The sequence below is a fragment of the Saccharothrix ecbatanensis genome (genome assembly GCF_014205015.1).
GTDB classification, from domain to species: Bacteria; Actinomycetota; Actinomycetes; order Mycobacteriales; family Pseudonocardiaceae; genus Actinosynnema; species Actinosynnema ecbatanense.
This window is the reverse complement of sequence record NZ_JACHMO010000001.1, coordinates 2,794,813-2,818,700: the sequence shown is the minus strand read 5'-3', so window position 1 is coordinate 2,818,700 and position 23,888 is coordinate 2,794,813. Positions and strand designations below refer to the sequence as shown.

Annotated in this window: 18 protein-coding genes; 6 read left to right on the top strand and 12 right to left on the bottom strand. The window is 72.2% G+C overall.

The window, feature by feature from the left end:
* Window positions 1-28 precede the first annotated feature (28 nt).
* Genes F4560_RS12140 through F4560_RS12130 form a run of 3 tightly spaced genes read right to left on the bottom strand, consistent with a single transcriptional unit; the run spans window position 29 to window position 3,112 of the window.
* Window positions 29-844 carry a carbohydrate ABC transporter permease gene (locus F4560_RS12140; protein ID WP_184919559.1) on the bottom strand — a complete coding sequence of 272 codons (816 nt, stop codon included), beginning with the start codon at window positions 842-844 and terminating at the stop codon, window positions 29-31.
* A 40-nt stretch (window positions 845-884) separates the two neighbouring features.
* Entirely contained in the window at window positions 885-1,808 is a 924-nt protein-coding gene (locus F4560_RS12135) for a carbohydrate ABC transporter permease (RefSeq protein ID WP_184919557.1), read from the bottom strand.
* Between the two features lie 2 nt (window positions 1,809-1,810).
* Window positions 1,811-3,112: an ABC transporter substrate-binding protein gene (locus F4560_RS12130; protein ID WP_184919555.1), complete on the bottom strand. Its 1,302-nt coding sequence runs from the start codon at window positions 3,110-3,112 to the stop codon at window positions 1,811-1,813.
* Between the two features lie 178 nt (window positions 3,113-3,290).
* Here F4560_RS12130 and F4560_RS12125 point away from each other — a divergent pair, with 178 nt between their 5' ends.
* The gene (locus F4560_RS12125; RefSeq protein ID WP_184919553.1) at window positions 3,291-4,361 is read left to right on the top strand and encodes a LacI family DNA-binding transcriptional regulator; all 1,071 of its coding nucleotides are present in this window, start codon (window positions 3,291-3,293) and stop codon (window positions 4,359-4,361) included.
* A gap of 144 nt (window positions 4,362-4,505) precedes the next feature.
* On the opposite strand, the gene F4560_RS12120 is transcribed toward F4560_RS12125, so the two are convergent.
* On the bottom strand, window positions 4,506-5,081 hold the full coding sequence (locus F4560_RS12120; protein WP_184919552.1) for an O-methyltransferase: 576 nt from the start codon (window positions 5,079-5,081) through the stop codon (window positions 4,506-4,508).
* A 95-nt stretch (window positions 5,082-5,176) separates the two neighbouring features.
* Between F4560_RS12120 and F4560_RS12115 the strand changes: the two genes are divergently transcribed.
* Window positions 5,177-6,361, top strand: coding sequence for an AGE family epimerase/isomerase (locus F4560_RS12115; RefSeq protein WP_221483459.1), 1,185 nt, complete (start codon window positions 5,177-5,179; stop codon window positions 6,359-6,361).
* Here F4560_RS12115 and F4560_RS12110 read toward each other — a convergent pair.
* The 6 genes from F4560_RS12110 to F4560_RS12085 all read right to left on the bottom strand — a co-directional run bounded on the left by F4560_RS12110 (window position 6,348) and on the right by F4560_RS12085 (window position 14,678).
* Window positions 6,348-8,924, bottom strand: coding sequence for an ABC transporter substrate-binding protein (locus F4560_RS12110; protein WP_184919551.1), 2,577 nt, complete (start codon window positions 8,922-8,924; stop codon window positions 6,348-6,350). The two genes, F4560_RS12115 and F4560_RS12110, sit on opposite strands and share 14 nt — an antisense overlap.
* 120 nt (window positions 8,925-9,044) lie before the next feature.
* Window positions 9,045-10,400: a glutamate-cysteine ligase family protein gene (locus F4560_RS12105; RefSeq protein ID WP_184919550.1), complete on the bottom strand. Its 1,356-nt coding sequence runs from the start codon at window positions 10,398-10,400 to the stop codon at window positions 9,045-9,047.
* A 114-nt stretch (window positions 10,401-10,514) separates the two neighbouring features.
* Window positions 10,515-11,252, bottom strand: coding sequence for a DUF4328 domain-containing protein (locus F4560_RS12100; protein ID WP_221483458.1), 738 nt, complete (start codon window positions 11,250-11,252; stop codon window positions 10,515-10,517).
* 93 nt (window positions 11,253-11,345) lie between these two features.
* The gene (locus tag F4560_RS12095) at window positions 11,346-12,647 is read right to left on the bottom strand and encodes an alpha/beta hydrolase (RefSeq protein WP_184919548.1); all 1,302 of its coding nucleotides are present in this window, start codon (window positions 12,645-12,647) and stop codon (window positions 11,346-11,348) included.
* On the bottom strand, window positions 12,644-14,002 hold the full coding sequence (locus F4560_RS12090; RefSeq protein WP_221483457.1) for an alpha/beta hydrolase domain-containing protein: 1,359 nt from the start codon (window positions 14,000-14,002) through the stop codon (window positions 12,644-12,646). Before F4560_RS12090 ends, F4560_RS12095 begins: the two co-directional genes overlap by 4 nt.
* 112 nt (window positions 14,003-14,114) lie before the next feature.
* Window positions 14,115-14,678: a QsdR family transcriptional regulator gene (locus F4560_RS12085; protein ID WP_312869204.1), complete on the bottom strand. Its 564-nt coding sequence runs from the start codon at window positions 14,676-14,678 to the stop codon at window positions 14,115-14,117.
* Window positions 14,679-14,755: 77 nt separating this feature from the next.
* On the opposite strand from F4560_RS12085, the gene F4560_RS12080 reads away from it, so the two are divergent.
* Window positions 14,756-14,962, top strand: a complete 207-nt coding sequence (locus F4560_RS12080) for a hypothetical protein (protein ID WP_184919547.1) — start codon at window positions 14,756-14,758, stop codon at window positions 14,960-14,962.
* Between the two features lie 22 nt (window positions 14,963-14,984).
* Here F4560_RS12080 and F4560_RS12075 read toward each other — a convergent pair whose 3' ends face one another.
* Both F4560_RS12075 and F4560_RS12070 read right to left on the bottom strand, forming a co-directional pair.
* Window positions 14,985-15,401, bottom strand: coding sequence for a hypothetical protein (locus F4560_RS12075; RefSeq protein WP_184919544.1), 417 nt, complete (start codon window positions 15,399-15,401; stop codon window positions 14,985-14,987).
* A 106-nt stretch (window positions 15,402-15,507) separates the two neighbouring features.
* Entirely contained in the window at window positions 15,508-16,794 is a 1,287-nt protein-coding gene (locus F4560_RS12070; protein ID WP_184919543.1) for an erythromycin esterase family protein, read from the bottom strand.
* 82 nt (window positions 16,795-16,876) lie between these two features.
* Between F4560_RS12070 and F4560_RS12065 the strand changes: the two genes are divergently transcribed.
* From F4560_RS12065 to F4560_RS12055, 3 genes are all read left to right on the top strand, one after another.
* Window positions 16,877-18,037, top strand: coding sequence for a PucR family transcriptional regulator (locus F4560_RS12065; protein ID WP_184919540.1), 1,161 nt, complete (start codon window positions 16,877-16,879; stop codon window positions 18,035-18,037).
* A 130-nt stretch (window positions 18,038-18,167) separates the two neighbouring features.
* Complete coding sequence (locus F4560_RS12060) at window positions 18,168-19,427, top strand: glycosyltransferase (RefSeq protein WP_312869201.1); 1,260 nt, start codon at window positions 18,168-18,170, stop codon at window positions 19,425-19,427.
* A gap of 67 nt (window positions 19,428-19,494) precedes the next feature.
* Window positions 19,495-23,880, top strand: a complete 4,386-nt coding sequence (locus F4560_RS12055) for a cation-translocating P-type ATPase (RefSeq protein ID WP_184919536.1) — start codon at window positions 19,495-19,497, stop codon at window positions 23,878-23,880.
* The last annotated feature ends 8 nt before the right edge of the window (window positions 23,881-23,888 follow it).

The window sequence follows — 23,888 nt, the reverse complement described above, 5'->3', positions numbered from 1 at the left end:
GGAGATTCCTTGTCTGGCCCAGGCTGGTTCAGCCCTTGAGGGCGCCCGAGGTGAAACCGCGTACGTAATGCCGTTGCAGCAGCAGGAAGACCACGACGCACGGCAGCGCCGACGTGACCACACCCGCTTGCAGCGCCTCGAAGTCGACGGAGCCGAGGCTGCCGGACTGGAGGTTGAACAACGCGACCGGCAGCGTGAACTTCGCGCCGTCGGTGAGGAAGATCAGCGGCGCGACGAACTCGTTCCACGCCGCCAGGAAGGAGAACAGGCCCACCGTGACGATGCCCGGCAGCACACCGCGCAGCAGGACCCGCCACAACGCGCTGCCCGGCGTGCAGCCGTCGATCAGCGCCGCCTCCTCCAGTTCACGCGGCAGCGCCTCGAACGAGCTGCGCATCATGAACAGGCCGAACGGGAGCTGGAACATCGCCAGCACCAGCCCCAGGCCGACCAGCGAGTTCTGGAGGCCGATCCAGCCGAGCAGGATGTAGAGCGGGACCAGGATCGTCGTGTACGGCACCATCAGGATCGCCAGCGTGACCAGGAACAGCAGGTTGTGGCCGGGGAACCTCAGCCGCGCCAGCGCGTACCCGCCGAGCGTGGTCGTGACGACGGTGACCACGACCGCGACCCCCGCCACCACCACCGTGTTGAGCAGGTACGTGCCCAACCCGGTGCCGTAGTCGGCCAGCCGCTCGTAGTTGTCCACGCCCCAGCCCGGCCCGCCGTCGGCCGCGCGCCTGCCGTGGACCGACGAGTAGAGCGTCCACAGCATCGGCAGCAGGAAGAGCACGGCGAGGGCGGAGCCCGTGATGTGGAAACCGGCGGTGCGCGCGCGGGACATGGCGCCCAATCTCCTAGCGGTGTGAGGCGGGTTGACGCGGTCAGCGGTCCGCACGGCGGATCAGCCGCATCTGCGCGCCGTTGACGAGGATGAGGACGAAGAGGATCGCCACGGACACGGCGGCCGCCCGGCCGAGGTCCTGGGACAGGAACGCCTCGCGGTAGACGCTGATGACCACGGTGGCGGTCTCGTGCCTGCCGCCGGTGAGGATGAAGAACTGGTCGAACGCCAGCAGCGAGCCGGTCAGCGACAGCACCATGGTCAGCGCGAGCGTCGGCCGCAGCAGTGGCAGCGTGACCCGCCACATGATCTGCCACCGGTTCGCCCCGTCGGCCCGCGCCGCCTCGTAGAGCAGCGGGTCGATGCTCTGGAGCCCGGTCATCAGGATCAGCATGTAGAACCCGGCGAACCGCCAGGTGATCATCCCGACGGCCGACCCGAGCGCGTTGTCCGTCGACCCGAGCCAGTCCACCGAGCCGAGCCCGAGCCACCGGACCAGCTCGTTCAACGGTGACGCCTCGGTGTTGAACAGCCCGTAGAACAGCAGGCTGGTGGACGCGAGCCCGACCACGCTCGGCAGGAACAACGCCGTCCGGTAGACGCCCACGCCAGGCCGAGTCTCCTGCACCAGCAGGGCGAGGCCGAACGCGACGAGACCGAGCACCACCGTCGTGACGGCGGTGTACTTCAGGGTGAACATGACCGCCCGCAGGAAGAACGGGTCCTGCAACGCGCTGTAGTTCTCCACCCCGTTCGGGGACGATGCGCCCAGCAACGGCCAGTGGTTGAACGACATCCACACCATCAGCACCAGTGGGACGACGAACAGGACCACCACCAGCAGTGCCATCGGGCTCGCGTAGAGGAGGCCGAGCCGCCGCCGCGCACTCGCGATGGTGGGACGGCGGCCCGCGGGCGTCGGCCTGGCCGGCGCGGGCGGTCGGGTCCGCGTGACGGTCGCCATCGTCAGCCGCCGCTCGCCAGGGACTCGGTGATGGTCCCGTTGTGCTGCTTCAACGTCGCGCCGACGTCCTGCGTGCCGAACAGCGCGTCGGTGACGGCGGCCGTCCACGGGCCGTTGGTGTCGTTGAACGTCTTGCCGAAGTTCACCGAGATCGGCGTCTGGCCCTCACCCGCGAGCAGGTTGAAGATCCGCAGCCGGTGGTCCTGCTTGGCGTACTTGTTGTCGGCGAGGTCGCTGCGCACGGTGATGTTCTTGTTCTTCGCCAGCACCTCGACCTGGGCGTCCTCGGACAGCGTCCACGAGATGAAGTCCCACGCCGCCGCGGCCTTGGTGGAGTTGGAGCTGATGCCCAGCACGTCACCGCCGACGAACGACGACCGGCCGCCCTTCGGACCGGGGATCGGCGCGACACCGATCTGGAGGCCGGGGCCTTCCTTCATGCCCTGCAACGCGGTGGCGCCCATCGGCTGGATGCCGATCTTGCCCTCGCCGAACAGCTGCGTCCACGTCGGACCGGACTCGTTCTTCGCCGACGTCGGCACGATGCCCTCGGCGTACATCCGGCGCATCATCGCGTAGACGTCGGTGGCCGACTCGTTGTCGAACGTCGCCGCGGTGCCCTTCTCGTCGAGCACGGTGTCACCGGCCGCCCAGATCATCGGCCAGGTGGTGAACAGCATGCAGCCGGGGCACGCGCCGCCGTAGAAGTAGCCGTCCACGTCACCCAGGGCGTCGATCTTCTTGGCCGCCTCGTACAGGCCTTCCAGCGTGGTCGGCGGGTTCTCCGGGTCGAGCCCGGCCCGGCTGAACAGGACCTTGTTGTAGAACACCGCGGACAGGTCGATGTCGTGCGGCACGCCGAAGACCTTGCCCTCGTGCGTGGCGGTCTCCATGTGCGCCGGCGCGAGCTTGCCCTTGAACGGCAGTGTGTCGACCCGTGCCGTGAGGTCCAGGTAGACGCCCTTGGCGGCGTAGTTCGGCGCGTAGACGACGTCCGCGGCGAGGATGTCCGGCAGCTGCTTCGCGCCCGCCGCCGTGCCGACCTTCTGCTGGTAGGAGTCGGCCGGGAAGACCGTCAGCTCGACCTTGTTCTTGTGGCTCGCGTTGTAGGCGTCGACCAGGGTCTGGCTGAAGGTGGCCGTCGGCGACCGGGTCCACATGGTGATCGTCGTGCCGTCGTCCACGGCGGTGGTCTCGTCCGCTGACGACACCGCCGGGCCGCTCTGGCACGCGGTGAGGAGCAGCAACGCCGCCGCGGCCGTGGCGAGCGCCCGGCGTGGCCGGGACGGGGGGAAGGGACTCATCGGGGGCTGTCTCCTCGGGCAAGGGCTGCGACGGCATCGTCGGAGGAAAATAAGGAAACCGGTTGCCTTGAGAACCTAGGGATCGGCGCAACCCGTGTCAAGACGCGGTTTCGACCCTGTGAAGTGCTAATTCGCCGTTCGGCTCAGCGGCCGACGGACGCTGGGGTAACCTTCGCCCATGCCGCCGAGGAAACTCAAGGAAAACGCCGGAACGGTGGTCCGACCGGCCACCATCAGCGACGTGGCCCGGTTGGCGGGCGTCTCGGTCGGCACGGCGTCCAAGGCGCTCAACGGCCGCGGCTCGCTGCGCGAGGAGACCCGGCGACGCGTCCGGCACGCCGCCGAGGAGCTCGGCTTCCAGCCGAACACGGCCGCCCTGACGCTCAACTCCGGCCGCACGTACACCGTCGGCATGATCACCACCGACACCATCGGCCGGTTCAGCATCCCGCTGATGACGGGCGCCGAGGACTCGCTCGGAGCGGGCCGCATGTCGGTGTTCCTCTGCGACGCCCGGGACGACCCGATCCGCGAGCAGTACTACCTGCGCACCCTGCTCAGTCGCCGGGTGGACGGCATCATCGTGACCGGCCGCCGCACGGAGGCCCGCGCCCCGATCGGCGTCGACCTGCCCGTGCCGGTGGTCTACGCGTTCATCAGCTCCACCGACCCGGACGACTGCTCCGTGGTGCCCGACGAGGTGGGCGGCTCGCAGAAGGCCGTCGACCACCTGTTGGCGTTGGGGCGCAAGCGGATCGCCCACGTGACCGGTCCGGAGCACCACCACTCGGCGGCGGTGCGCGCCTCGGCGACGGTCGAGCGGCTGGCGTCGTCCGGGCTCGACCTGGTCGGCGCTCCGCTGTTCGGCGAGTGGAGCGAGGCGTGGGGGAGGCAGGCGACCGGGATCCTGCTCGGCGCGGCCGAGGAGTTCGACGCGGTGTTCTGCGGCAGCGACCAGATAGCGCGTGGCGTGGCGGACGCGTTGCGGGCTGCGGGCCGCCGGGTTCCGGACGACGTGGCCCTGGTCGGCTTCGACAACTGGGACGTCATGGCCCTGGCCTGTCAGCCGCCGTTGACCAGCATCGACATGGAGCTGGAAGGGCTCGGGCGGACGGCGGCGGACCTGCTGCTGGCGGCCATCAACGGCGAACCGGCGCCCGGTAGGCACGTCAGCCCTTGCAGGTTGGTGCTCCGCGAGTCCACCGCCGTGTCGGTCCTGCCCGGATCGACACGGGTCGACCCGGCCTAGGTTCGCCGGTGGTCTGCGCGGGGGAGCGGGCATCGTTGCCTCCTCCTGTTAACGCTAACAGCGCAGGCCTTACCGATTCAAGGTTCTCTACGGCGGGCATCCTGTTAGCGATAACAGAACTGACGACCGGTGGCCTGATCGGCGTCAGCCGCGCCGGGTCGCCAGGATGATGCCGGAGCCGACCGGCAGCTCGGTCGTCACCAGCCGGGGATCTGTGGTCAACGTCGTCCGCACCGCCGCTGTGGACGCCCGGTGGTCGGGGTTGGCGTACTGGTCGAGGTCCATGTCGTCGACGATCAGCATGCCGCCGGGTCGCACCGCGTCGAGCGTCAACTCCAGGCCGCTCCACTTGCCCGCCGGCGCGTCGGCGAAGATCAGGTCGAACCGGCCGAGTCCGGGCAGCAACGCCTCGCCGTCGCCGGTGATCACTTCGACCCACTCCGGCAGGTCGACCGCCACCTCGGCCGCCAGGGCGGCGTCCAGTTCGACCGTCCGCACGGTGACGTCGGCGCGACCGCTGAGACCCGAGACGATCCAGGCCACGCCGACACCGGCGCCTGTGCCCAGTTCGAGGATCCGCCCGCGGCGTGGCACGGCCGCCGCCAGCGTCGCCAGCAGCGGACCCACCGGGTGCTCGCACGAGTACCCGAACTCCAGCTCGCGGGCCCGGTCCACAGCCTTGGCGACCAGGTCGGGCACCCCGTCGTCGTGTTCGCTCATGGGTCGGATGTCTAGCAGCGATGACGCAGGGGCAAAACCGGTTAAGCAGGTGCGGCGGATAGAGTCGGAACACCATCAGAGCCTGGAGTGACACGGTGAGCGACGACGAGCTGCGGCAAGCGGCGGAAACCGAACTGCGCCACCGGATCCTGCCGTTCTGGCTCGGCTTGGCGGACCGTGAGCACGGCGGCGTCCACGGCCACGTCGACGCGGACCTGGAGATCGACCGCAAGGCGGACAAGGGCGCGGTGATGGCGTGCCGGTTCCTGTGGACCTTCTCGGCCGCATACCGGCAGTTCGGCGACCGGTCGTACCTGGCCGCCGCGCAGGACATGTACCGGTTCATCACCGGCCGGCTCGTCGACGCCGAGCACGGCGGGGTGTTCTGGTCGGTCGACCACACCGGCGCCCCGGCGGACACCGACAAGCACGTCTACGCGCAGGCGTTCGCGCTGTACGCGTTCAGCGAGTACCACCGCGCCACCGGCGACGAGAGCGCGCTCGCCAGTGCGACGGAGATCCACGACATCGTGACCGGCATCGGGTTCGACCCGGCGACCGGGGCGTACCGCGAGCAGTTCGACCGGTCCTGGACGGCCAAGCCGAACGTCCTGCTCGGTGAGTTCGACCGGGCCGACATCACGATGAACACGCACCTGCACGTCCTGGAGGCGCTGACCGCGTACCACGTGGTAGCCCCGACACCGGCCGTGACGGGTCGGATCGCCGCCCTGCTCGACACGTTCCGCGACCGGCTCTACGACCCGCGCCGACGGTCACTGCGGGTGTTCCTGGACGCCGACTGGCGCGAACTCGGTGACGTGATGTCGTACGGCCACGACATCGAGGCGAGCTGGCTGATCGACGAGGCGTCCCGCGAGATCGGCGCGGACCTGCCGGACATGGTCGTCGGGCTGGCCCGGGGCACGGCCGAGCGGGCGGTGCTCGCGGACGGCTCGGTGGCCAACGAGGCGATCGGGGGCCGGGTCGACGCGACGCGCGTCTGGTGGGTGCAGGCGGAGGCGGTCGTCGGCTTCCTCAACGCGCACGAGCGCACCGGCGACGGGACGTTCCGCGCGTTGGCGCGCGGCACCTGGGACTACATCACCACCAGCATGATCGACTCCCGGCCGACCGGGGAATGGCTCTACGCCAGGGACGCGGACAACGTCGCCTTGCGGAAGGAGGCAGCTGGGAAGTGGAAGTGCTGCTACCACAACGGACGCCTGTGCCTCCAGCTGGTCGAGCGCCTGACCCCTGCCACCGTCAACCGAACATGACGACGTACGCCGTGACGATGCCCGCGATCACCACCGGGTAGCCGATGCGGGTGGCCAGCCCGAGCCGGTGCGCCAGGTCGTCCCGCCTCCGCGCGCTCAGCTGTTGCCGCAGCAGCAGGGTCAACATGACGAGCGCGGCCAGTGTGATGAACGCGTAGTAGGCCCACTCGATCGCCACGGTGTAGCTGACGCTCGGCAGCGGTGAGGTCACCGCGGCGAGCAGCACCGCGCTGCTCAGGATCGCCGTGATCGCGATGGAGAACGGGACGCCCGAATCGGCCGGGAAGTACAGCCCGATGTAGGTGATCACGACCAGCAGTGCCAGCGGCAACAGGTTCTTCGCCAGGAACGGCCCGATCTCGCGGGTGACGCGGACTTCCGCGACGTACTGGCTGTAGTACGTCCCGGAGCCGGCCGCGGTCGTCGGATCGCCCAGCTCGTCGCTGGTGCCCACGGTCTCGCGGAAGAAGTACAGGTTCTCCGCCTGCCAGTTCGGGATGCGGTCGATGCTTGCGGCGGCGTCGGCCCCGTTGCGCAGCCGTTCCTCCTGCGACTGGTCCAGCACCGCCTGGTCGGTGACGTAGACGACGTGCTCGGTGGGCAGCTCCCGGTTCTGGAGCATGATCCCGACCGTCTGCTCGTCGAACGGGAACGCGCGGAAGTCCAGGTCCGCCTTGAACTTCTCGGCGACCCGGTACAGCTTGTACGTCGTGTCACCGTGCCGCGCGCTGCGGATCTCCTCGCCCGGTGTCAGGTCGGGGCGCACCGAGTTGAGGAACGCCACGTCGGCCGCGGTGTCGTCGCCGACGTACTTGAGCCAGAGGAAGAAGTCCGCGAAGAAGGTGCCGTCACGGGTGTCGAGGTCGCGGACCTCGTTGATGTTGATCCCGGTCGACACGATCTGCCTGCGGGCCAGCAGTCGGCCGCCGACCTCCACCGCCCGGCCCGCCTGGAGGTCCGCGGCGGCGGCGTCCGCCGTGCGCGGGACGTAGTCGACGTACTGCACGGGCGCGGAGACGAACCGCTTGCCGTCGCTCTTGGCCACGGACACCTGCCGCACCGCCGAACGGTCCACGACGCGGATCGGGCCGAGCACGCCGTCCACCGGCTCGGCGGGATCGTCCAGACCCGCGATCACGTCACGAACGCGGCGGCGGTCGTCCGCCGTGCCGTCCGCGTCGAGCCGCATCCCCGGCTGCCGCAAGGCGTGCACGGCCAGCACCGCGGCGTCGTAGGCGGTCGCCGCGTGCCACGTCGGGCGGTAGCCGTACCGGTTGCGGAAGGTGTTCGACCAGCGCAGCGCTGAGCCGGTGACCGCGTCCCCGACCAGCGGCGACATGGCGTAGAACTCGCCGATCGAGGTGTCACCGCGCGCGGTCCGCTCGGCCAGCGCCTGGTGGAAGGCGTCGTCGGACATCGAGTCGCCGGCGAACACCGGCCCGTCCACCCCGGCCTCGCGCAGCCTGCCGACCACGTCCAGCCCCGGTCCCTCCTGGAACGCCACCATGACCGGGCCGCGGTCCGGGTCGGCCTTCAACGTCTCCACCGCCTGCTCGACCGTCGTGTTGCCGCGCTGCCCGGCGGTGCCCACGGCGCTCGTGGCACCTGCCGCGCCCACGGTCAGGTCGTGCGCGATGGCGCCGTGCGCGGCGAACGCGCGGACGAAGCCGTCCCGGATGTCCCGGCCGTACTCGCTGTCCTCACTGAGCACGGACACGCGGCGCGCGCCCAGCACCGAGCCGAGGTAGGCGGCGGCGAACTCGCTCTGGGCCCGGTTGCCGAACACCGTCCGGAGGAACCACGGCGAGGACGCCACCAGCTCGTCGGACGTCGCGGTCGGCGTGATCGCGGGCAGTCCGGCGGCCTCGTACACCGGGGCGGCGCTCAGCGACGTGTCGGTGGTCATGTGGCCGATGACGGCCCGCGCCCGACCGTCCGCGACGATCTCCTCGGCCCGTTCGCGTGCCTGTTCGGGCTGGTTGGCGTCGTCGTGGACCAGCAACTCGACCGGGTGGCCGCCGATACCGCCGGAGTCGTTCACGTCGTCCAGCACGAGGTTCACCGCGTCGAGCATGGTCCGCACGGTCCGGGCCTCGTCGCTCGACCCGCCCGCGACGAACGCCAGGTGCACCGGTTCGAGGTCGTTCCCGCGTCCACCCAGCCACACCGCGCCCGCGCCCAGCAGCACGACCGCCACCAGCCCGACCGCGATCCACCGCCAGTGCCGACGCGCCACGAGAGGTTCTGGATCGGCGGGCGGCGGGGGAGCGGGAGGATCGGCGAGCCAGCCGACCTCGGCCGGTGGCGCCGGGGTGACGTGCCGCAGCGCGCGCAACCGCCGCCTCGCCTCGGATGTCGGGTTCGCGGCCAGCGCGCGTTGCCAGCAGAACTTGCGCTCCGCGTCCTCCGTGACCAGGGATGCCAGCCACCGCCACGCCGGCTCGTACCCCGGATCGGCGGTGAGAGCGTCGCCCAGCGCGTGGCGGGCGGCTGCGATGTCCCCTGCCTGCGCGTGGCCGGCGGCGGCGTGGGTGGCCGTGGCGGCGGCCCTCGATTCGGACACCGGGATCTCCGTTCGGAGCGGGCAGCGACCTCCGCATTCTGTGCACGCCGACCCGCCACCTACGCGCCGCTGACGGGCGTGACGCGGGATCGGGTGACGGGAGTCCACCTGATCGGGCGGTCAGACCCGGAACGCGGCGACGTAGTGGGCCGGGTCGCGGTCGAACTCGCCCTCCCACCGGCGGACGACGTGGTCGGCGAACGTCGTCCCGGTGGCCACGACCTCCTCGATCGGATCGAGGTAGCCGACCACTTCCGGGCGTTCCACCCCGGCCTCGACCCGCGCGGCCAGGCCCTCCTGGGCGAGTCGGACCAGCTCACCGCCCAGTTCACGCGCCTCGACGTCGCCGACCATCGCCGAGAGCCCCTTGACCGGAACCTCCCGCATGGTGCGCTCCAGGTCGTCGGCCGAGTAGCCGCGCAGCAGGTCCCAGGCCGCGAGCCGGGACGGCCGGTGGTAGGTCAGGCCGACCCACAGCGCGGGCACGGCCGGGATGTGCGGGTACGGCGGACCGTCCGGCGCGCGGAGTTCGAGCGTGCCCCGCACCCGCACGTCGGTCCACAGCTGGGACAGGTGGGACGTCCAGTCGGCCCACGTCGGCGGGCTGCCGTCCGGGAAGCCGTCCGCCAGCACCGCGCCGAACGGCCGCCCGCCGGCCGGGTCGCAGCCACCGGCCGTCAGGCGGTAGATCATCGGGAAGGTCAGCGCCCACTCGACGAAGTCCTCCGCCGTCATCGCCTCCCGCAGCCCGACCCGCAGCAGACCGCAACGGCTCGGGTCGGCCTTCAGCCAGCTCTTGCGGCGGCGCGACCGCAACCCGGTCACTTCACCACCAGCCAACGGCGAGTTGACGAACAGGGCGGACACCACCGGCGAGGCGGCCACCTGCACCCGGACCTTCTCGGCCAGGTCCTCGGCCGACGTGTAGTCCAGGGTGGTCTGGGTGGACAGGGTGAGCGCCATGACCACCGGCCCCTCCGCGCCCTCCTCGCCGAGGCGGTGGAAGTGCTCGCGCATGACGACACCGCGCGGTTTCGGCACCCACGAGACGTCGCGGAGCCGGTCGAACGGCAGGTTCCCGCCGGGCACGATCGCGTGGCCGAAGCGGCGGGCGATCTCGGCGAACCGCTCCATCGTGCGACGCATGTCCGCCACCGCGGTCGCCAGGTCGGCGGTCGGCGCGGACGAGTACTCGAGCGCGCCGCCCGGCTCCAGCGTGACCGCCATGCCGTTGCCGGTGGTGAGCCCGGTCAGGTGCTCGCCCTCGTGCAGCGGCTCGCCGCCGAACTCGGCCAACAGCGCTCCGAGCAGGTCGCGGATGCCGCCCGGCGCCGAGTAGGGGATGGCGAGCCCGGTGTCCGGATCGACCACCGCGTTCTCGATCTCCAGCCCGATCCGCTCGCGGACGTCACCTGATCTGGTGAACAGCGACGTGAGGTCTTCCCGCCGGAGCGTCGCGGTGGAACTCGCGTGCATGTGGTCCTCCGAACGGGCGTGGCGGCGGCGCTGCTCCGCGTGGGATCCCGAACCCGAGGACGAGTATGGGCCCCGGAGCCGCACGCGACCTCTCGGACGCCGGCACCCGGAGGGTCACTCCGGGCGTTGCCACCGCGGGTCGTCACGAGGCGGGGCGACGATCGTCGGAGGCTGTCGGTCCAGGTCGACGGGCGCCAGTCCCACCAGCGGCTGCGACAGCAGCTCCACCGGCGCGAGGAACCCGGGCGTGGACTGCCAGTCGCTGATCCGCCGCACGATCATCACCGCGAGAACGGCGGCGGGCACTCCGAGCAGGGCCGCCACGGTGGCCAGCGTCGCCCCGTTGGTGAACGCCTCCAGCGTCTCTCCTCGCTCCAGCATCTGGCCCGCGATCCGCTCGAGCGCCTGGGAGGCCAGGAACAGCGCCCACCACCAGTTGACCTCCGCGTGGCTCCGGCCGAGCTCCTGTGCGGGCCGGCTGGCCTGCCAGACGTCCAGGGTGTACCGGCGGGGGATCCACAGGTTGACGATCGGCAGCCAGCCCCAGATCGCCCACGACTTGCGGTACTGGTGCCCGTGCGGCGCGATCAGCTCGGCGTTCGACCGGACCCGCCACAGCCACACGATGAACACGATGCCCGTCGCCAGGTACAGGCCGATGTTCGGGATGTCGATCAACACGCCCAAGGCGAGCGTGCGGTCGATCTCCGGTTCGCTCACGTCGCCGTAGAGGTAGCCGTCGAGCATGGCGCGCACGTGCCACACCCAGCCCGTCACGAGCACGTCCGACAACGCGGTCAGCCCGACCAGCACGACAAAGGCGACCCCGAGGCCGCGCACCGAACGGAACACTTGTCCCCCAGACTGGATGGTCCCCCGACCGGCGCGGAGCGTAACCGATCCGGGGGACCGTCCAGAACTGGAATCCGTGCCGGGCACGGGACGTCACCAGGGCGTCACGTGCCGTCCTCCCACGTCCAGGTAGTCCTTGAACTGCACCGTCACCGAGTGGCCGTCCGAGGGCCAGTTGGGCACCGCGATCGTCCGCGACCGACCATCGGTGCCGCGTGCGGTCTGGGTGACGCGGATCGGGTCGGCGGCGTCGGGCTGGGCGGGCAGGTACGCGTCCACCGCGGTCAGGAACGGCAGGGTGGCGAACGGCGGCAGCGCGACGCCCGGCGTGGACGCGCGGTCGCAGTCGTCGTCGAACACGAACGCGGCGATGACCTGGCGGGCGCGGGGTGAGACGGCCTGCTCCATGACGTTGACGCCGTCGAACGTCAGCCGGTCGGAGTCGGGCTGGTCGGACCACCACTCGCGGTTGCGGACGACGGTCAGCGCGCTGTGGCCCGGACACCGGTCGACGTTGTCCGCGATGCCGCCCGGACGTGACACCTGCAACCGCACGAACCGGTCGCTGCGCTCGAACGGCTCGAAGTAGAAGTGGTTCGCCTGCTGCCCTTCCCGCTGCAACACCAGCTCGTAGTGCTTGCGACCGTTGACGGGCAACGGGCCGAACGAGCCGTCCACACCGGTCCGCACGCTGTGCCGCGGCTCGCCCCGCCGCGCGCCGGTCGAGGCGTCGACCTCCCACACCCGCAACACGCCCTCGACGCCCGCGTTCTGCGGGAAGAACGTCACCCGGCCCGCGATCTCCACCTGACCGGGTGGTTCCGGCACCACCCAGGTCGTCAGCGCGGGCCGGCCGCGCAGGAACCGGTGCATGTGCGCGAAACCGTCCGCCGACGTGGTGGTCTCGGTGTGCCCCAGGGTGGTGAGGTACACGTTCGTCGCGCCGCCGATGGAGCCGTTGGGCTGCAAACTGCCCCACAACGCCAGCGTCGGCACGCCACCGGGCAGCGCGGCGCTGGAACGCCCGTCGACGTTGACGTACCTCCGCACCGACGCGGCCCGTTCGGGTGAGGCCAGGTAGGCGTGCATCACCGTCGTGCCACGGGAATGCGCGACGACGTCCACTGTGGACGCACCGGTTCGCGCCCGCACCCCGGCGATGAACACTTCGAGGTCGGCGACGGCGCGGTCGTTGGTCGGGATGGTGGTGTCGTACTCGTAGGCGTGGAGCAGCGCGTCCCGGTAGCCGTTGCCGGAGAACCGCTTCGCGTTGGACTGCCACTGCTGTGCCGACCCCTGCTGGCCGTGCACGAACACCACGGGCGTGAGTTCGGCGGCTTGCGCGGGCGTCACGGTCGTCGCCACGAGTGCCAGGACCAGGGTCAAGACCTTCATCGCTGTCCTCCGGTGGTCAAGGCGTCCGCCAGGTTCCGCCGTGCGTCGGCCGGCAGCAGGTAGCCCGAGTGGACGTTGGCGACGTCGGCCGTCACCACCCGGTGCAGGTAGTCACCGCGGTTCGGGTAGAGCCGGGCCACCGTCTCCGCGTCGAACGGCACGTGCGTGCCGAACAGCCGGCAGAACGTCACGCCGGTGTTGTCGCCGGTGTTCAAGGCCCTGGGCGCGGACACCTGCGACAACCGGATGCCGCCGAGGGCGAGGCCGAGCGCGTCCCGCTTCTTGGTGACGCCGTCCGGCTCGAACTCCAGCGGCCGGGCGGTCGGCGGCGGCGTGCCCCGCTCGACCCACCGCCGCAGGTGGTCGTAGGACGCGGCGGTGACGTGGTGCATCGGGATCCGGCTGAACGGCGGCCGGTCGCAGTCGTACTGGGGCGCGCCGCCGAGGTCGCGTTCGGAGATCGGCGCCCGGTAGACCTGACCCTCGTGGCCGGAGTGCGCCGCGCCCGCCACTTCCCAGCGGCGGAACCGGTCGGTGTCGGCCGGGCGTTGCGCGGTCCGCACGTCGGTCTCGGACAGCACCTGGAAGACCGGTTCGGCGCCCGCCCGCGTCGGCGCGGTGCCGACGATGAAGCTGTAACCGTCGAAGACCGGCTGCTGCTGCGGCAGGACGCGGTCGTACAGCACGGTCATCCGGGCCGCCGACTGCGAAGCGCCGATGGCGAGCAGGGTCCTGGTCCGCAGTCCTCCCAACGCTTTCGTGACCGCACGGCCCGCTTGGGTGAAGATGTCGTAGGACAGCTCGTCGGCGGTGAACCGGCCGCCGCCGGTCACGTCCAGGCCGCCGTACCGGGCCGGGCTCCAGCCGCGGAGCTGGTCCACGCCGACCCGTTGCGCGGACACGCCGACCCAGGCGTAGCCCGCCCGGACGACCGACTCGGTGTTCCACAACGCGTCCAGGTCGTACCCGGCGGTGACGTTCTGCCACTCGACCAGCGTGGTCCCGTTGAAGTCCCGTGCGTGCACAGGACGCCGCACGATGATCCGGGTCGTGTACGGCACGCCGGTGGCGACCTTCGTGCCGTCGACCGCCCAGCCGTCGGCCGTGCCGGAGACGTGGAACTCCTCTTCGACGTAACCGGAAGCGGCGAGGTCCGCGGGCGTGGAGAAGAACGGGTAGGTGTCCTCGATCCGGTCCGCGAGCCGGTCACCCGGCACGGTTCCGGGCAGCGGGCCGACGACTTGAGGCAGGGACGCTGACGCGGGGTCGGGGGATGCGGAAGCGGCGGGCGTCGGGACGAGGAGGCCGAGGGCGGCCGCGACCAGACCGAGTCGCCGCCACGGGGAAAGGGACATACCGGCTCCCACAGCGATGGGGGATGGAGGGCGTCACATCGCCGACCGTAGCCAGGCCCGGACGACCGGCACCAGAACACGCGGTGATCGTGAGACCGCTGTCGCAGCAGGCTCAACGGTGCTGGAGGAGCACCGTCCTGGCCGCCCGCTCGGCCAGGTCCGGGTCGAGCGGCGCGCCGGTGAGCAGTTCGGCGTAGAGGGTCGACTCCACGATCCGCACGTAGAGGAACGCCACCTGGTCGAGCGCGGCGGTCGACCACGGGCCGCCGTCGACTTCGAGCAGGATCTCCTTCTGCGCGGACACCGCCCGCCGGTGCACCCCGCCGGACGCGTTGAACAACACCCGTGCGGCCGTCTCCGGCTCGCCGCGCAGGAACGCGCGGAACGGTCCCGCCGCCCGCAACTGGTCCACGAACCGCCGGGTGACCTCCAGGACGCCTTCGACGCCGCCGTTCGTGCGTTCGCGCCGGGCCCGTGCGAGGACGCGGTCGGCGAGCACCCACAGGACGTCGCCGAGCAGTCCGTCACGGCTGTGCACGACCCGGTAGAGCGTGGCCCGGCTGATGGCGAGGCTCGACGCGAGCCCGTCCATGTCGACCCCGCCGTGCCGCAGGAAGAACCGGCACGCGCCGTGCAGCACCTGGTCCTGGCTCACCACCCGCCCGGTCGACCCCACCGCGCCACCCTCGCTTCCGCCCGTCCGGCCCACGTGCATCATCGTCCGGACGCCGGCCGACCGCGAGACCCGTAGCGGTGCCGGTGTGGTGCCACCTGACGGCGGCGGCCGTGCTGTCGGGCGGGTTGGTGCCGGCCGTGTCCCGCCGGTCGTCGCACCTGCACTCGCGTCCGCCGGTCGTGGCTGACCGCCGGGTCGGGGAGGACGGCTACTTCATCGCCGGTTCCTCGAACTGGGCCGGAGGCGCGTTGCGGGGTGCACTCGCGCCCGCCGGTCGTGGCTGACCGACCCGGTCGGGGAAGACGGTTACTTCATCGACGGTTCCTGGAACAGGACCGGCGGGGCGTCGCTGGGCGGACGCGGGGCCGTCTCGTGCTGCGCGGCCCACTCCTCGGGGGTGGGGCCGTCGTCGGGCGTGACGTCGTCGGCGCGGGCGGCCTTGGCGGGCGCGGACACGGGCGCGGGGGGCGGTGCGTTCAGCTGCTGCTGGACCTGGGCGATCCACACCAGCCACATGGCCTCGTCACGGTGGCCGCGGTACTCGGCCTTCAAGCCCGCCAACGCGCCACGGACACGCGCGGCGATGACGGGGTTCTCGCTCACGACGGACCAGACGCCGCGTGAGGCGGCGTCCCGGGCCTTCACCAGGAGACGGACCTGGTCGGTCAACTCCGGTGCGGGCAGGTTCGCCCACGCCGCTACGATTCTCTGTGCCTTGGTCACGGTGCCATCCTCGCCGAGCAGACGGCACGCGGTTGCCGTGACACGATGTTATCAACCTCTCGTTTTTCGAGGTCAGCAGCCGGGCCCGGTGGAGTGACGGTGACGCTCAGACACCACTCGGGTACGTCTCCGGCTCCAGCACGTCGACCCTGCGGGTGTGCAGCGGGTGCAGGGCCGTGGTCTGGTCGAACCAGAGGAACGCGTCGTAGCGCTCGCCCAGCACGGTCGACACGTAGTTGCCCCACCGCTCCCGTTCCGGGTGGTAGACGACGCCGATCGCGCGGTGGGGGAGCGTCGTCGTGAGCAGGTCCGGCTGCTCCGAACGGGGGAACGTGAACAGCGCGGCGCCGGGCGCGGTGTGGTGCAGCTCGTCCTCCAGCGAACCCGGCCTGGCCGGCGGCACGGACATCACCTGCGTGCCCGCACCCCACGCCTCACCTGCGACGACCGTGCCGCTGTGGGTGCCGAAGCCGACCAGCACGACCTGTTCCGCCCCGTAGCGCTCGCGGGCCAGCTGACCGACGTTGACCAGCCCGGACAGCGACATCTCGGTGGCACGGGCGTCGCCGACGTGGGTGTTGTGCGCCCACACGACCGCCTTCGAACCGGACCCGTGGTGGTCGAGCAGCCGGTCCAGGGTGTCGTCCATGTGCCGGTCGCGGACGTTCCACGACGGCTGCCCGCCACCGAGGACGGCCCGGTAGTAGCGCTCGGCCCCCGCCACGACCTCGGCGTTCTGCCAGGCCCCGAACGACCTGGCGCCGTCCGCGTCCGCCTGCCGCCGAAGCCGCACGAGCAGGTCGACCACCTCGTTCTCGCAGCCACGGGGCACGAACCGGGTCGAGATCGCGTACTCCTGCGGGTCCTCGCCGTGCGGCTCGAAGCACCGGTAGGCGGCCAGCGCGGTCGGCACTTCCTCCGGGTCGTGCTCGCGCAGGTGGGTCAGGATCTCGCGCAGCGACTCCCACAGCGAGTACACGTCCAAGCCGTGGAACGCCACGCGCTCCTCCTTGGCCAACCCCGCGTTGTGCGTGCGCAGCCACCGGGCGAAGTCCACGACCTCCTCGTTCGCCCACATCCACGTCGGCCAGCGGTCGAACGCGGCCAACGCGGCGCGCGGGTCCTCGGGCGCGTCCGGCCGGCGTCGCACGGAGTCGTCGACCCGTGCGCAGGCGGGCCAGTCACCCTCCACCGCGACGAACGAGAAGCCCTTCTCGGTGATCAACCGCCGGGTGAGCAGCGCCCGCCAGCGGTAGAACTCGTGCGTCCCGTGGCTCGCCTCGCCCAGCATGACCACCCGCGCGTCGCCTACGCGGTCAATCAGCACGTCGAAGTCGCCGGCGTCGTGCAGCGGCACGGCCATCGCCGCGACCTCGTCCCCGTAACGGCCCATAGGGCTGCCTACCCGGCGTGCGGCCGGACAAAACCGGTGGCCCCGCTCCCACCGACCCGTCGGCCAGGGAAGACTTCCCGGTATGTCACGAACGAGGCGTGCGGTGGGGTTCGACGTGGTGGACCTCGGGCTGCGGGCGAGCCGGGACGCCAAGGGTGTGCCCGCCGAACTGCTCGACGGCTACCTGGAGGACCTGGCCGAGCTCAGCACGACCGGCGTCCAGCTGGGTGCGAAGCAGCTGCGGGTCCGGCACGCCGCCGGCGCGCGTGCGGCGGCCGACGGGGTGCCGCTGCGCGACCTGGTCGACCTCTACCTCAGCGCCACCTGGCTGGCTTGGTCGTCATTGCCGGGAGTGCGGGACGCGACGGGCGCGGACGCGGTGCGGGCCGTAGGCGAGGCGGTGTTCCGGGCGGCGGACGCGGCGGTCACGGCGCTGGCCGAGGGGTACGAGGAGGCCCAGCGCTGGTCCGTGCGCCGGGAGGAGTCGTTCCGCCGCGAGTTCGTGGACGACCTGCTGGACGGCCGCAACCTGGGGCACCTGGCCGAACGGGCGGAGCGGATCGGCTTCCGGCTCGCCGCCAGCAACGTGGTGGCGGCGATGCGGGCCGAGGAGCCGATCGCGGTCGGCGGCGAGGTGGCCCGGAACGTGGAGACGGCCGTGCAACTGCGGCTCGGTTCGCGTGACGTGCTGGTCACCACGAAGGACGGGCTGCTGGTGTGCGTCTCGCCGGCACTGGCGGCCGACGTGCCGGAGGAGTTCGTGCGCCAGGTGTCGGCCGTGATGGGTGTGGAGGCGGACTGGCGGGTCGGGCTCGGGCGCGCGCAGTCGGGTCCGGGCGGCGCGGTGCGGTCGTTCGAGCAGGCCCGGGACGCGCTGGACATCGCCGACCGGCTCGCGTTGCCCGGCCGCCTGCACAAGGCCGCCGACCTGCTCGTCTACCAGGTGCTGCTGCGCGACAGCGCGGCCCTCGCCGATCTCGTCGGCGAGGTGCTGGAGCCGCTGCGGCAGGCGCGTGGCGGCGCGGGGCCGCTCCTGGACACGCTCGCCGCCTACTTCGCGTGCGGGTCCGTCGCTACGGTGTGCGCGCGGAACCTGCACCTTGGCGTGCGCACGGTGACGTACCGCCTGCAACGGATCCGCGAGCTCACCGGCTACGCGGCGGACGACCCGGGTCAGGGCTTCACGCTCCAGGTCGCGGTGCTCGGCGCGAAGCTGCTCGGCTGGCCCGACGCCGGCTCGTGACGACCTCGGTTGCCGGTGACCGGCAATCAAGGTGATCGGCGAGTGGCCGGGGCGCGGCGTTGTCCGCGAGCGGTCGGGAGAACAGGATTCGGAGGGGGTCGTGGGGTCGGCCGTCCGGACATAGGGGCTCGTGGTGAAAGTTCTGGTGCTCACGCTGGGCACGCGCGGTGACGTGCAGCCGTTCCTCGAACTCGCGCGCGGGCTGCGTGCGGCGGGCCACGATCCGCTGGTCGCCGCGCCGCACCGGTTCACCGCTTTGGCGGACGGGTTCGGCGTGCCGTTCGCCGGGGTGGACGACGGTCCGCTGCGGGTGATGGACGACGACCGGGCCGGCGAGGTGATCGAGGGCGGCCTCCGCGTCCGGCTGCGGCAGATGCGGGAGATGCCCGCGATGTTCACGAAGGTGCTGGAGGACTGCTGGGCGGTGGCCACGGCCGGACCGGCGTTCGACCTGGTCGTCCACAACGGACAGATCATCGCCGGGCAGCACGTGGCCGAGGCGCTGGGCGTGCCCGCCGTGCTGGGGTTGCCGCTGCCGATGTACGTGCCTACGCGCGAGTTCCGCTGGCCGGGCGCGCCGCTGCCGGCCGGTCTGCCGGGCGCGTTGAACCGTGCCAGCTACCTCGGCATGAGGGTGCCCGCGGTGGCGTTCGGCCGGGTCGTGGACAAGTGGCGCGAGAGGACAGTCGGCCTGCCGCCCAGGCGAGGGAGGCACGATCCGACGCGTGCGGCGGACGGCACGGCGGCACCGGTGCTGCACGCGTTCAGCCCGGCGGTGATCCCGCGACCGGCCGACTGGCCCGCGTCGGCGCTCACCACCGGCTACTGGACCGGGTCGGGCTGCGCGCCGCTCCCGGCGCGAGTCGAGGAATTCCTCGCGGCCGGCGACCCTCCGGTGTCCGTCGGGTTCGGTTCGATGATCGGAAGCGACCCGGCCAGGCTCGCCGAGGTGGTTGTCGAGGCGGCCCGCCGCGTGGGCGTGCGGACGATCCTGGCCGCTGGTTGGGGTGCTCTGACGGGTGCGACGTCCGCCGCCGACGTGCTGGTGGTGGACGACATCGACTACCGCAGCCTGTTCCCGCGCGTGGCGGCGGTCGTGCACCACGGAGGCGCGGGCACGACGGGAGCGGCCTTCGCCGCCGGACGTCCGCAGGTCGTGTGCCCGTTCGTGGCGGACCAGCCGTTCTGGGGGGACGTGGTGCACCGGCGTGGCGTGGGCACGCCGCCCGTGCCGCAACGCCGGCTCACCGTCGACAGCCTGGCCGCCGCGCTCGACGTGGTGGTCGGGAACGAGGTGATGGCGCGGTCCGCCCGGGAGTTGGGGGAGCGGGTGCGCGCCGAGGACGGCGTCGGCACGGCGGTGGCCGCGTTGGAGCGGATCGTCCGGTGAGCCGTCCTTCTCGATCTCGCACCGATCGTGAGGCATAGGAGACCACCCGTTCGGGAAAACAGGCACGGTGGAGCTTCTCGGCATCGATCCCGTCCGGGTGGCCGGCGGCCTGGCCAAAGGGCTGATCGGACTCGCCCTCGCCCCGCTGGAGCAGACCGCCCTGCGCCAGGACCGGCGGAAGGTCTGGTCGTGCCCGGGACGCCTGTACATCGAGGCGCACGGCGTGCACGGGCCGAGGGGCAAGCAGGTGTCCGAACGGATCGAACGGGCGCTGGAAAGCCATCCGGGAGTGCTCTGGGCCAGGGTGAACGCGCCGTCGGCCCGGGTGATCGTCGCCGTCGAAGGCAAACCGCCGACGTCCGAGCTGGTCGCGCTGGTGCGCCGGGCCGAGGCCGAGCCCGCCACCGAGGACGAACGCCTGGTCGAGGACGAGCTGCACCACCCGGCGGACGGCCTCCAGGGCACCCGCCTGCTGCCCGCGCTCGCCGCCGACGTGGCGGGCCTGGCGTTGGCGGCCATCACGAAGATCGCGCCGTGGGCGCCGCTGCCGGGTGAGCTGGCCGCCCTCATCGCCGCCGTCGACCTGCACCCGAAGCTGCGCGAGCTGGCCGCCGGGCGGCTGCAAGGCCGGGAACGCGCCGACACCGCGACGTCGATCGCCGCCGCGCTGGTCCAGGGCCTCGCCTCACGCAGCGAGAGCACGTTGCTGGACATCGCACAACGCGTGCAGCAGTGGCGTGAGGTGAAGGCGCACGAGGAAGCGTGGTGCGCCGCCGAAGGCGACCTGATCGACGGCCCGGACGACGCGGTGGCCGAGCCGGTCGTGGTCGAACGGCCGCTGCCGTTCCCCGAAGGGCCGGTCGACCGCTACGCGCGGCGGGCGTTGGCGGCGGGTGCGGCGGCGGGCCTCGCGGCGGTTCCGTTCACCGGTCCGCGCCGGGCCGCCGCACTGGGCGTGGCGAGCCTGCCGAAGGCGCCGTTCGTCGGCCGGGCCGCGTTCGCCGCGCAACTGGGCCGCGTGCTGGCCGGGCGGGGCGCCCTGGTGATGGAGCGCTCGGTCCTGCGCCGGCTGGACGCGATGGACGTGCTGGTGCTCGACGAGACCGCGCTGGGTTCGGGCCGTTCGGTGCTGGTGGACCTCGTTCCGCTGCCGGACACCGAGCCCGCCGAAGCGGCGGAACGCGCGTTCGCGCTGTTCGACCCCAAGGACCCGACCTCCGTGCGACGCGACGGCGACTGGGCGATCGGCCCGGTCGACCACCTCGGCCTGCAAGGCCGCAAGGGCGTGCGCGAACAACGCCGGTTGTCCGACCACGCGGCGGTGCTCGGGTTGAGCAAGGGCCACCGCCTCCAGGCCGTGCTCGCGGTCGACGTCGAGACCAACCCGGCGGTGGACGCGATCGCGGCGGCGGCACGGGACGCCGGGCTGCGCGTGGTCGTCGCCACGGACCGCGAACGGACGCCGGTCCGGTTCGCCGACAGCCGCGTCCCGTCGGGAAAAGGCCTGGTCGGCGCGGTCCGGGAACTCCAGGGCCAAGGGCACGTCGTGCTGCTGGTGTCGGACAACCGGCGGGCGCTCGGCACCGCGGACTGCGGCGTCGGCGTGCACCGGGACGGCGGGCCGCCGCCGTGGGGCGCGCACGTCGTCGTCCGGGACCTCGAAGGGGCCGTCCTGCTGGCGGAGGCGGTGCCCGCGGCACGGCGGGTCGACCGGGACGGGATCATGCTCGCCCAGGCCGCGAGCGGCATCGGCGCGGTCAGCGCGCTGAGCACGCGTGGTCCCAGACCCTCTCGAGGAGCTGCCCGCGCGGTCGACGGCGCGTCGGCGATCGCCTTCGTGGACGGTGTGTGGCGGGCGAAGCGGCTGACCGGTAACGGCGCCGCGCCGGTCGCGGCGGGCACCTCGCAGCCGTGGCACCTGATGCCGGCGGCCACCGTGCTCGACCGGCTGGGCTCGGGGCGGGACGGGTTGGCCGACGGCGAGGCGCAACGCCGGCAGCGCACGTCCACCGGGCGGCAGGCCGTCGGCACGAGCCTGGGCAGCGCCTTCCTGGCCGAGTTGGCGAACCCCCTGACGCCCGTGCTGGCGGGTGGCGCGGCGGTGTCGGCGGCCGTGGGTTCCCCGGTCGACGCGGCGCTGGTAGCGGGCGTCGTGGGTGTGTCGGCGCTGATCGGCAGCGTGCAGCAGGTGGCGACGGACCGGGCGTTGGCGACCCTGCTCAGCCGTTCTGCGGTGCGTGCGACGGTGGTCCGCGAAGGCCGTGACCACGAGGTGACGGCCGACGCGTTGGTGGTAGGCGACGTGGTGCGGCTGGTCACCGGAGACGTGGTGCCCGCCGACTGCCGGCTGCTCGACGGCGACGGGCTCGAAGCGGACGAGTCGTCCGTCACCGGAGAGTCCCTGCCCGTGGCCAAGGACCCGGCCCCGGTGGTGGCCGCCGAACTCGCCGACCGGTCCTCGATGCTCTACGAGGGCACCACGATCGCCGCCGGCGAGGCGCTGGCCGTGGTCGTGGCCACCGGGGACGCCACCGAAGTCGGCCGCAGCATGGCGGCGGCCCGGCGGAACATCCCCACCACGGGCGTGGAGGCACGGCTGGCCGACCTGACCCGCAAGATCATGCCCGTCGCGCTGGGCTCGGCGGCGGCCGTCACCGGCGCGGGACTGCTGCGGGGCGTGCCGCTGCGGCAGAGCATGGGCGCGGCCGTGAACCTCGCCGTCGCGTCGGTGCCCGAAGGCCTCCCGTTCCTGGTCAACGCCGCCCAGTTGGCCGCGGCACGGCGGCTGGCCGAGCACGGCGCGCTGGTGCGCAACCCGAGCACGATCGAGGCGCTGGGCCGGGTGGACGTGCTGTGCTTCGACAAGACCGGCACGCTGACCGAGGGCAGGCTGGCCGTCAGCCGCGTCGACAACGGCCGCCGCGCCGCGCCGCTCGACCAGCTCAACGACGAACTGCGCCGGGTCATGGCCGCCGCCGTCCGGGCCACACCGCCCGCCGACGACCCGGACGACCTGGCCCACCAGACGGACCGTGCCGTGCTGGCCGGCGCACGACGGGCCCGCATCCGCCCGACGACCGGCGCCCGCGGCTGGTCGCTGGTCGAGGCGCTGCCGTTCGAACCGTCCCGCGGCTACCACGCGACCGTCGGCAAGGTCGGGAAGCAGTCGGTGCTGAGCGTGAAGGGCGCGCCGGAAGTGGTGCTGCCGCGCTGCGACGTCGACCCTCGGGGTCTGAAGCGCTTGGAGGAACGGGTGCGGCGGCTCGCCGGTCGCGGCCACCGCGTGCTCGCCGTCGCCGAACGCACCGGCTTCGAGAACGGTGCCGCCAAGAACGGTGCCGCCATCGTGACCGACGACGACGTGCAAGGCTTGTCCCTGCTGGGTTTCGTGGCCCTGTCGGACCCGGTGCGCGACGCCGCGCCGCCCGCCGCCGCGAAACTGCGTGAGGCAGGCGTGCGGATCGTGATGATCACCGGCGACCACCCCGCCACCGGTGAGGCGATCGCCGCGGAGGTCAGCGGCAGCGGCGCGGACATGACCGTGGTGACCGGATCGCGGCTCGACCGGCTGGACGACGGCGAACTCGACGCCCTGCTGCCGACCGTGGACGTGATCGCCCGCTGCACACCGTCCCAGAAGGTGCGGATCATCGAGGCGTACCAACGGTTGGGCCGGGTGGTCGCGATGACCGGCGACGGCGCGAACGACGCGCCCGCCATCCGGCTCGCCGACGTCGGCATCGCGTTGGGCCGGCGCGGCACACCGGCCGCCCGTGCCGCCGCAGACCTCGTGGTCACCGACGACCGGCTGGAGACGATCATCGCGGCGCTGATCGAGGGCCGGGCCATGTGGGCGTCCGTGCGCGAGGCGCTGGCGGTGCTGCTCGGCGGCAACATCGGCGAGATCGCGTTCAGCGTGCTCGGCTCCGCGTTGACCGGCCGGTCGCCGTTGACCGCACGGCAGCTCCTGCTGGTGAACCTGCTGACCGACCTCGCGCCCGCGTTGGCCATCGCGTTGAGCCGGCCCGCCCGCGAGTCCGTGCCCGAACTGCTGCGCGAAGGACCGACCTCGTCTCTCGGCAGCGCGCTGAACCGGGACATCACCGCCCGCGCCATCACCACCGCGCTCGGCGCGACGGCGGCGTGGACGGCGGCCCGCCTCACCGGCCGTTCCCGCCGGGCGGGCACCGTGGCACTGGCCGCTCTGGTCGGCACCCAACTCGGCCAGACCCTCGTCACCGGCGGACTGGACCGGTCGGTGCTGGCCGCCGGTCTCGGCTCGTTCGCCGCACTCGGCGCGGTGATCCAGACGCCGGGCGTCAGCCAGTTCTTCGGCTGCACGCCGCTCGGCCCGATCGGCTGGGGCATCGCCCTGTCCAGCGCGACCGCCGCGAACCTCCTCGGCCTGGCGATCACCCCGCTCGTGGAGGCCACCGCGATACGCGAGGAGTGACCGCGCCG

What these genes read in the sequence shown, in the direction of transcription:
- F4560_RS12140 (WP_184919559.1), bottom strand. Translation starts at nt 844, where the DNA reads ATGTCCCGCGCGCGCACCGCCGGTTTCCACATCACGGGCTCCGCCCTC.
- F4560_RS12135 (WP_184919557.1), bottom strand. Translation starts at nt 1,808, where the DNA reads ATGGCGACCGTCACGCGGACCCGACCGCCCGCGCCGGCCAGGCCGACG.
- F4560_RS12130 (WP_184919555.1), bottom strand. Translation starts at nt 3,112, where the DNA reads ATGAGTCCCTTCCCCCCGTCCCGGCCACGCCGGGCGCTCGCCACGGCC.
- F4560_RS12125 (WP_184919553.1), top strand. Translation starts at nt 3,291, where the DNA reads ATGCCGCCGAGGAAACTCAAGGAAAACGCCGGAACGGTGGTCCGACCG.
- F4560_RS12120 (WP_184919552.1), bottom strand. Translation starts at nt 5,081, where the DNA reads ATGAGCGAACACGACGACGGGGTGCCCGACCTGGTCGCCAAGGCTGTG.
- F4560_RS12105 (WP_184919550.1), bottom strand. Translation starts at nt 10,400, where the DNA reads ATGCACGCGAGTTCCACCGCGACGCTCCGGCGGGAAGACCTCACGTCG.
- F4560_RS12095 (WP_184919548.1), bottom strand. Translation starts at nt 12,647, where the DNA reads ATGAAGGTCTTGACCCTGGTCCTGGCACTCGTGGCGACGACCGTGACG.
- F4560_RS12090 (WP_221483457.1), bottom strand. Translation starts at nt 14,002, where the DNA reads ATGTCCCTTTCCCCGTGGCGGCGACTCGGTCTGGTCGCGGCCGCCCTC.
- F4560_RS12070 (WP_184919543.1), bottom strand. Translation starts at nt 16,794, where the DNA reads ATGGGCCGTTACGGGGACGAGGTCGCGGCGATGGCCGTGCCGCTGCAC.
- F4560_RS12065 (WP_184919540.1), top strand. Translation starts at nt 16,877, where the DNA reads ATGTCACGAACGAGGCGTGCGGTGGGGTTCGACGTGGTGGACCTCGGG.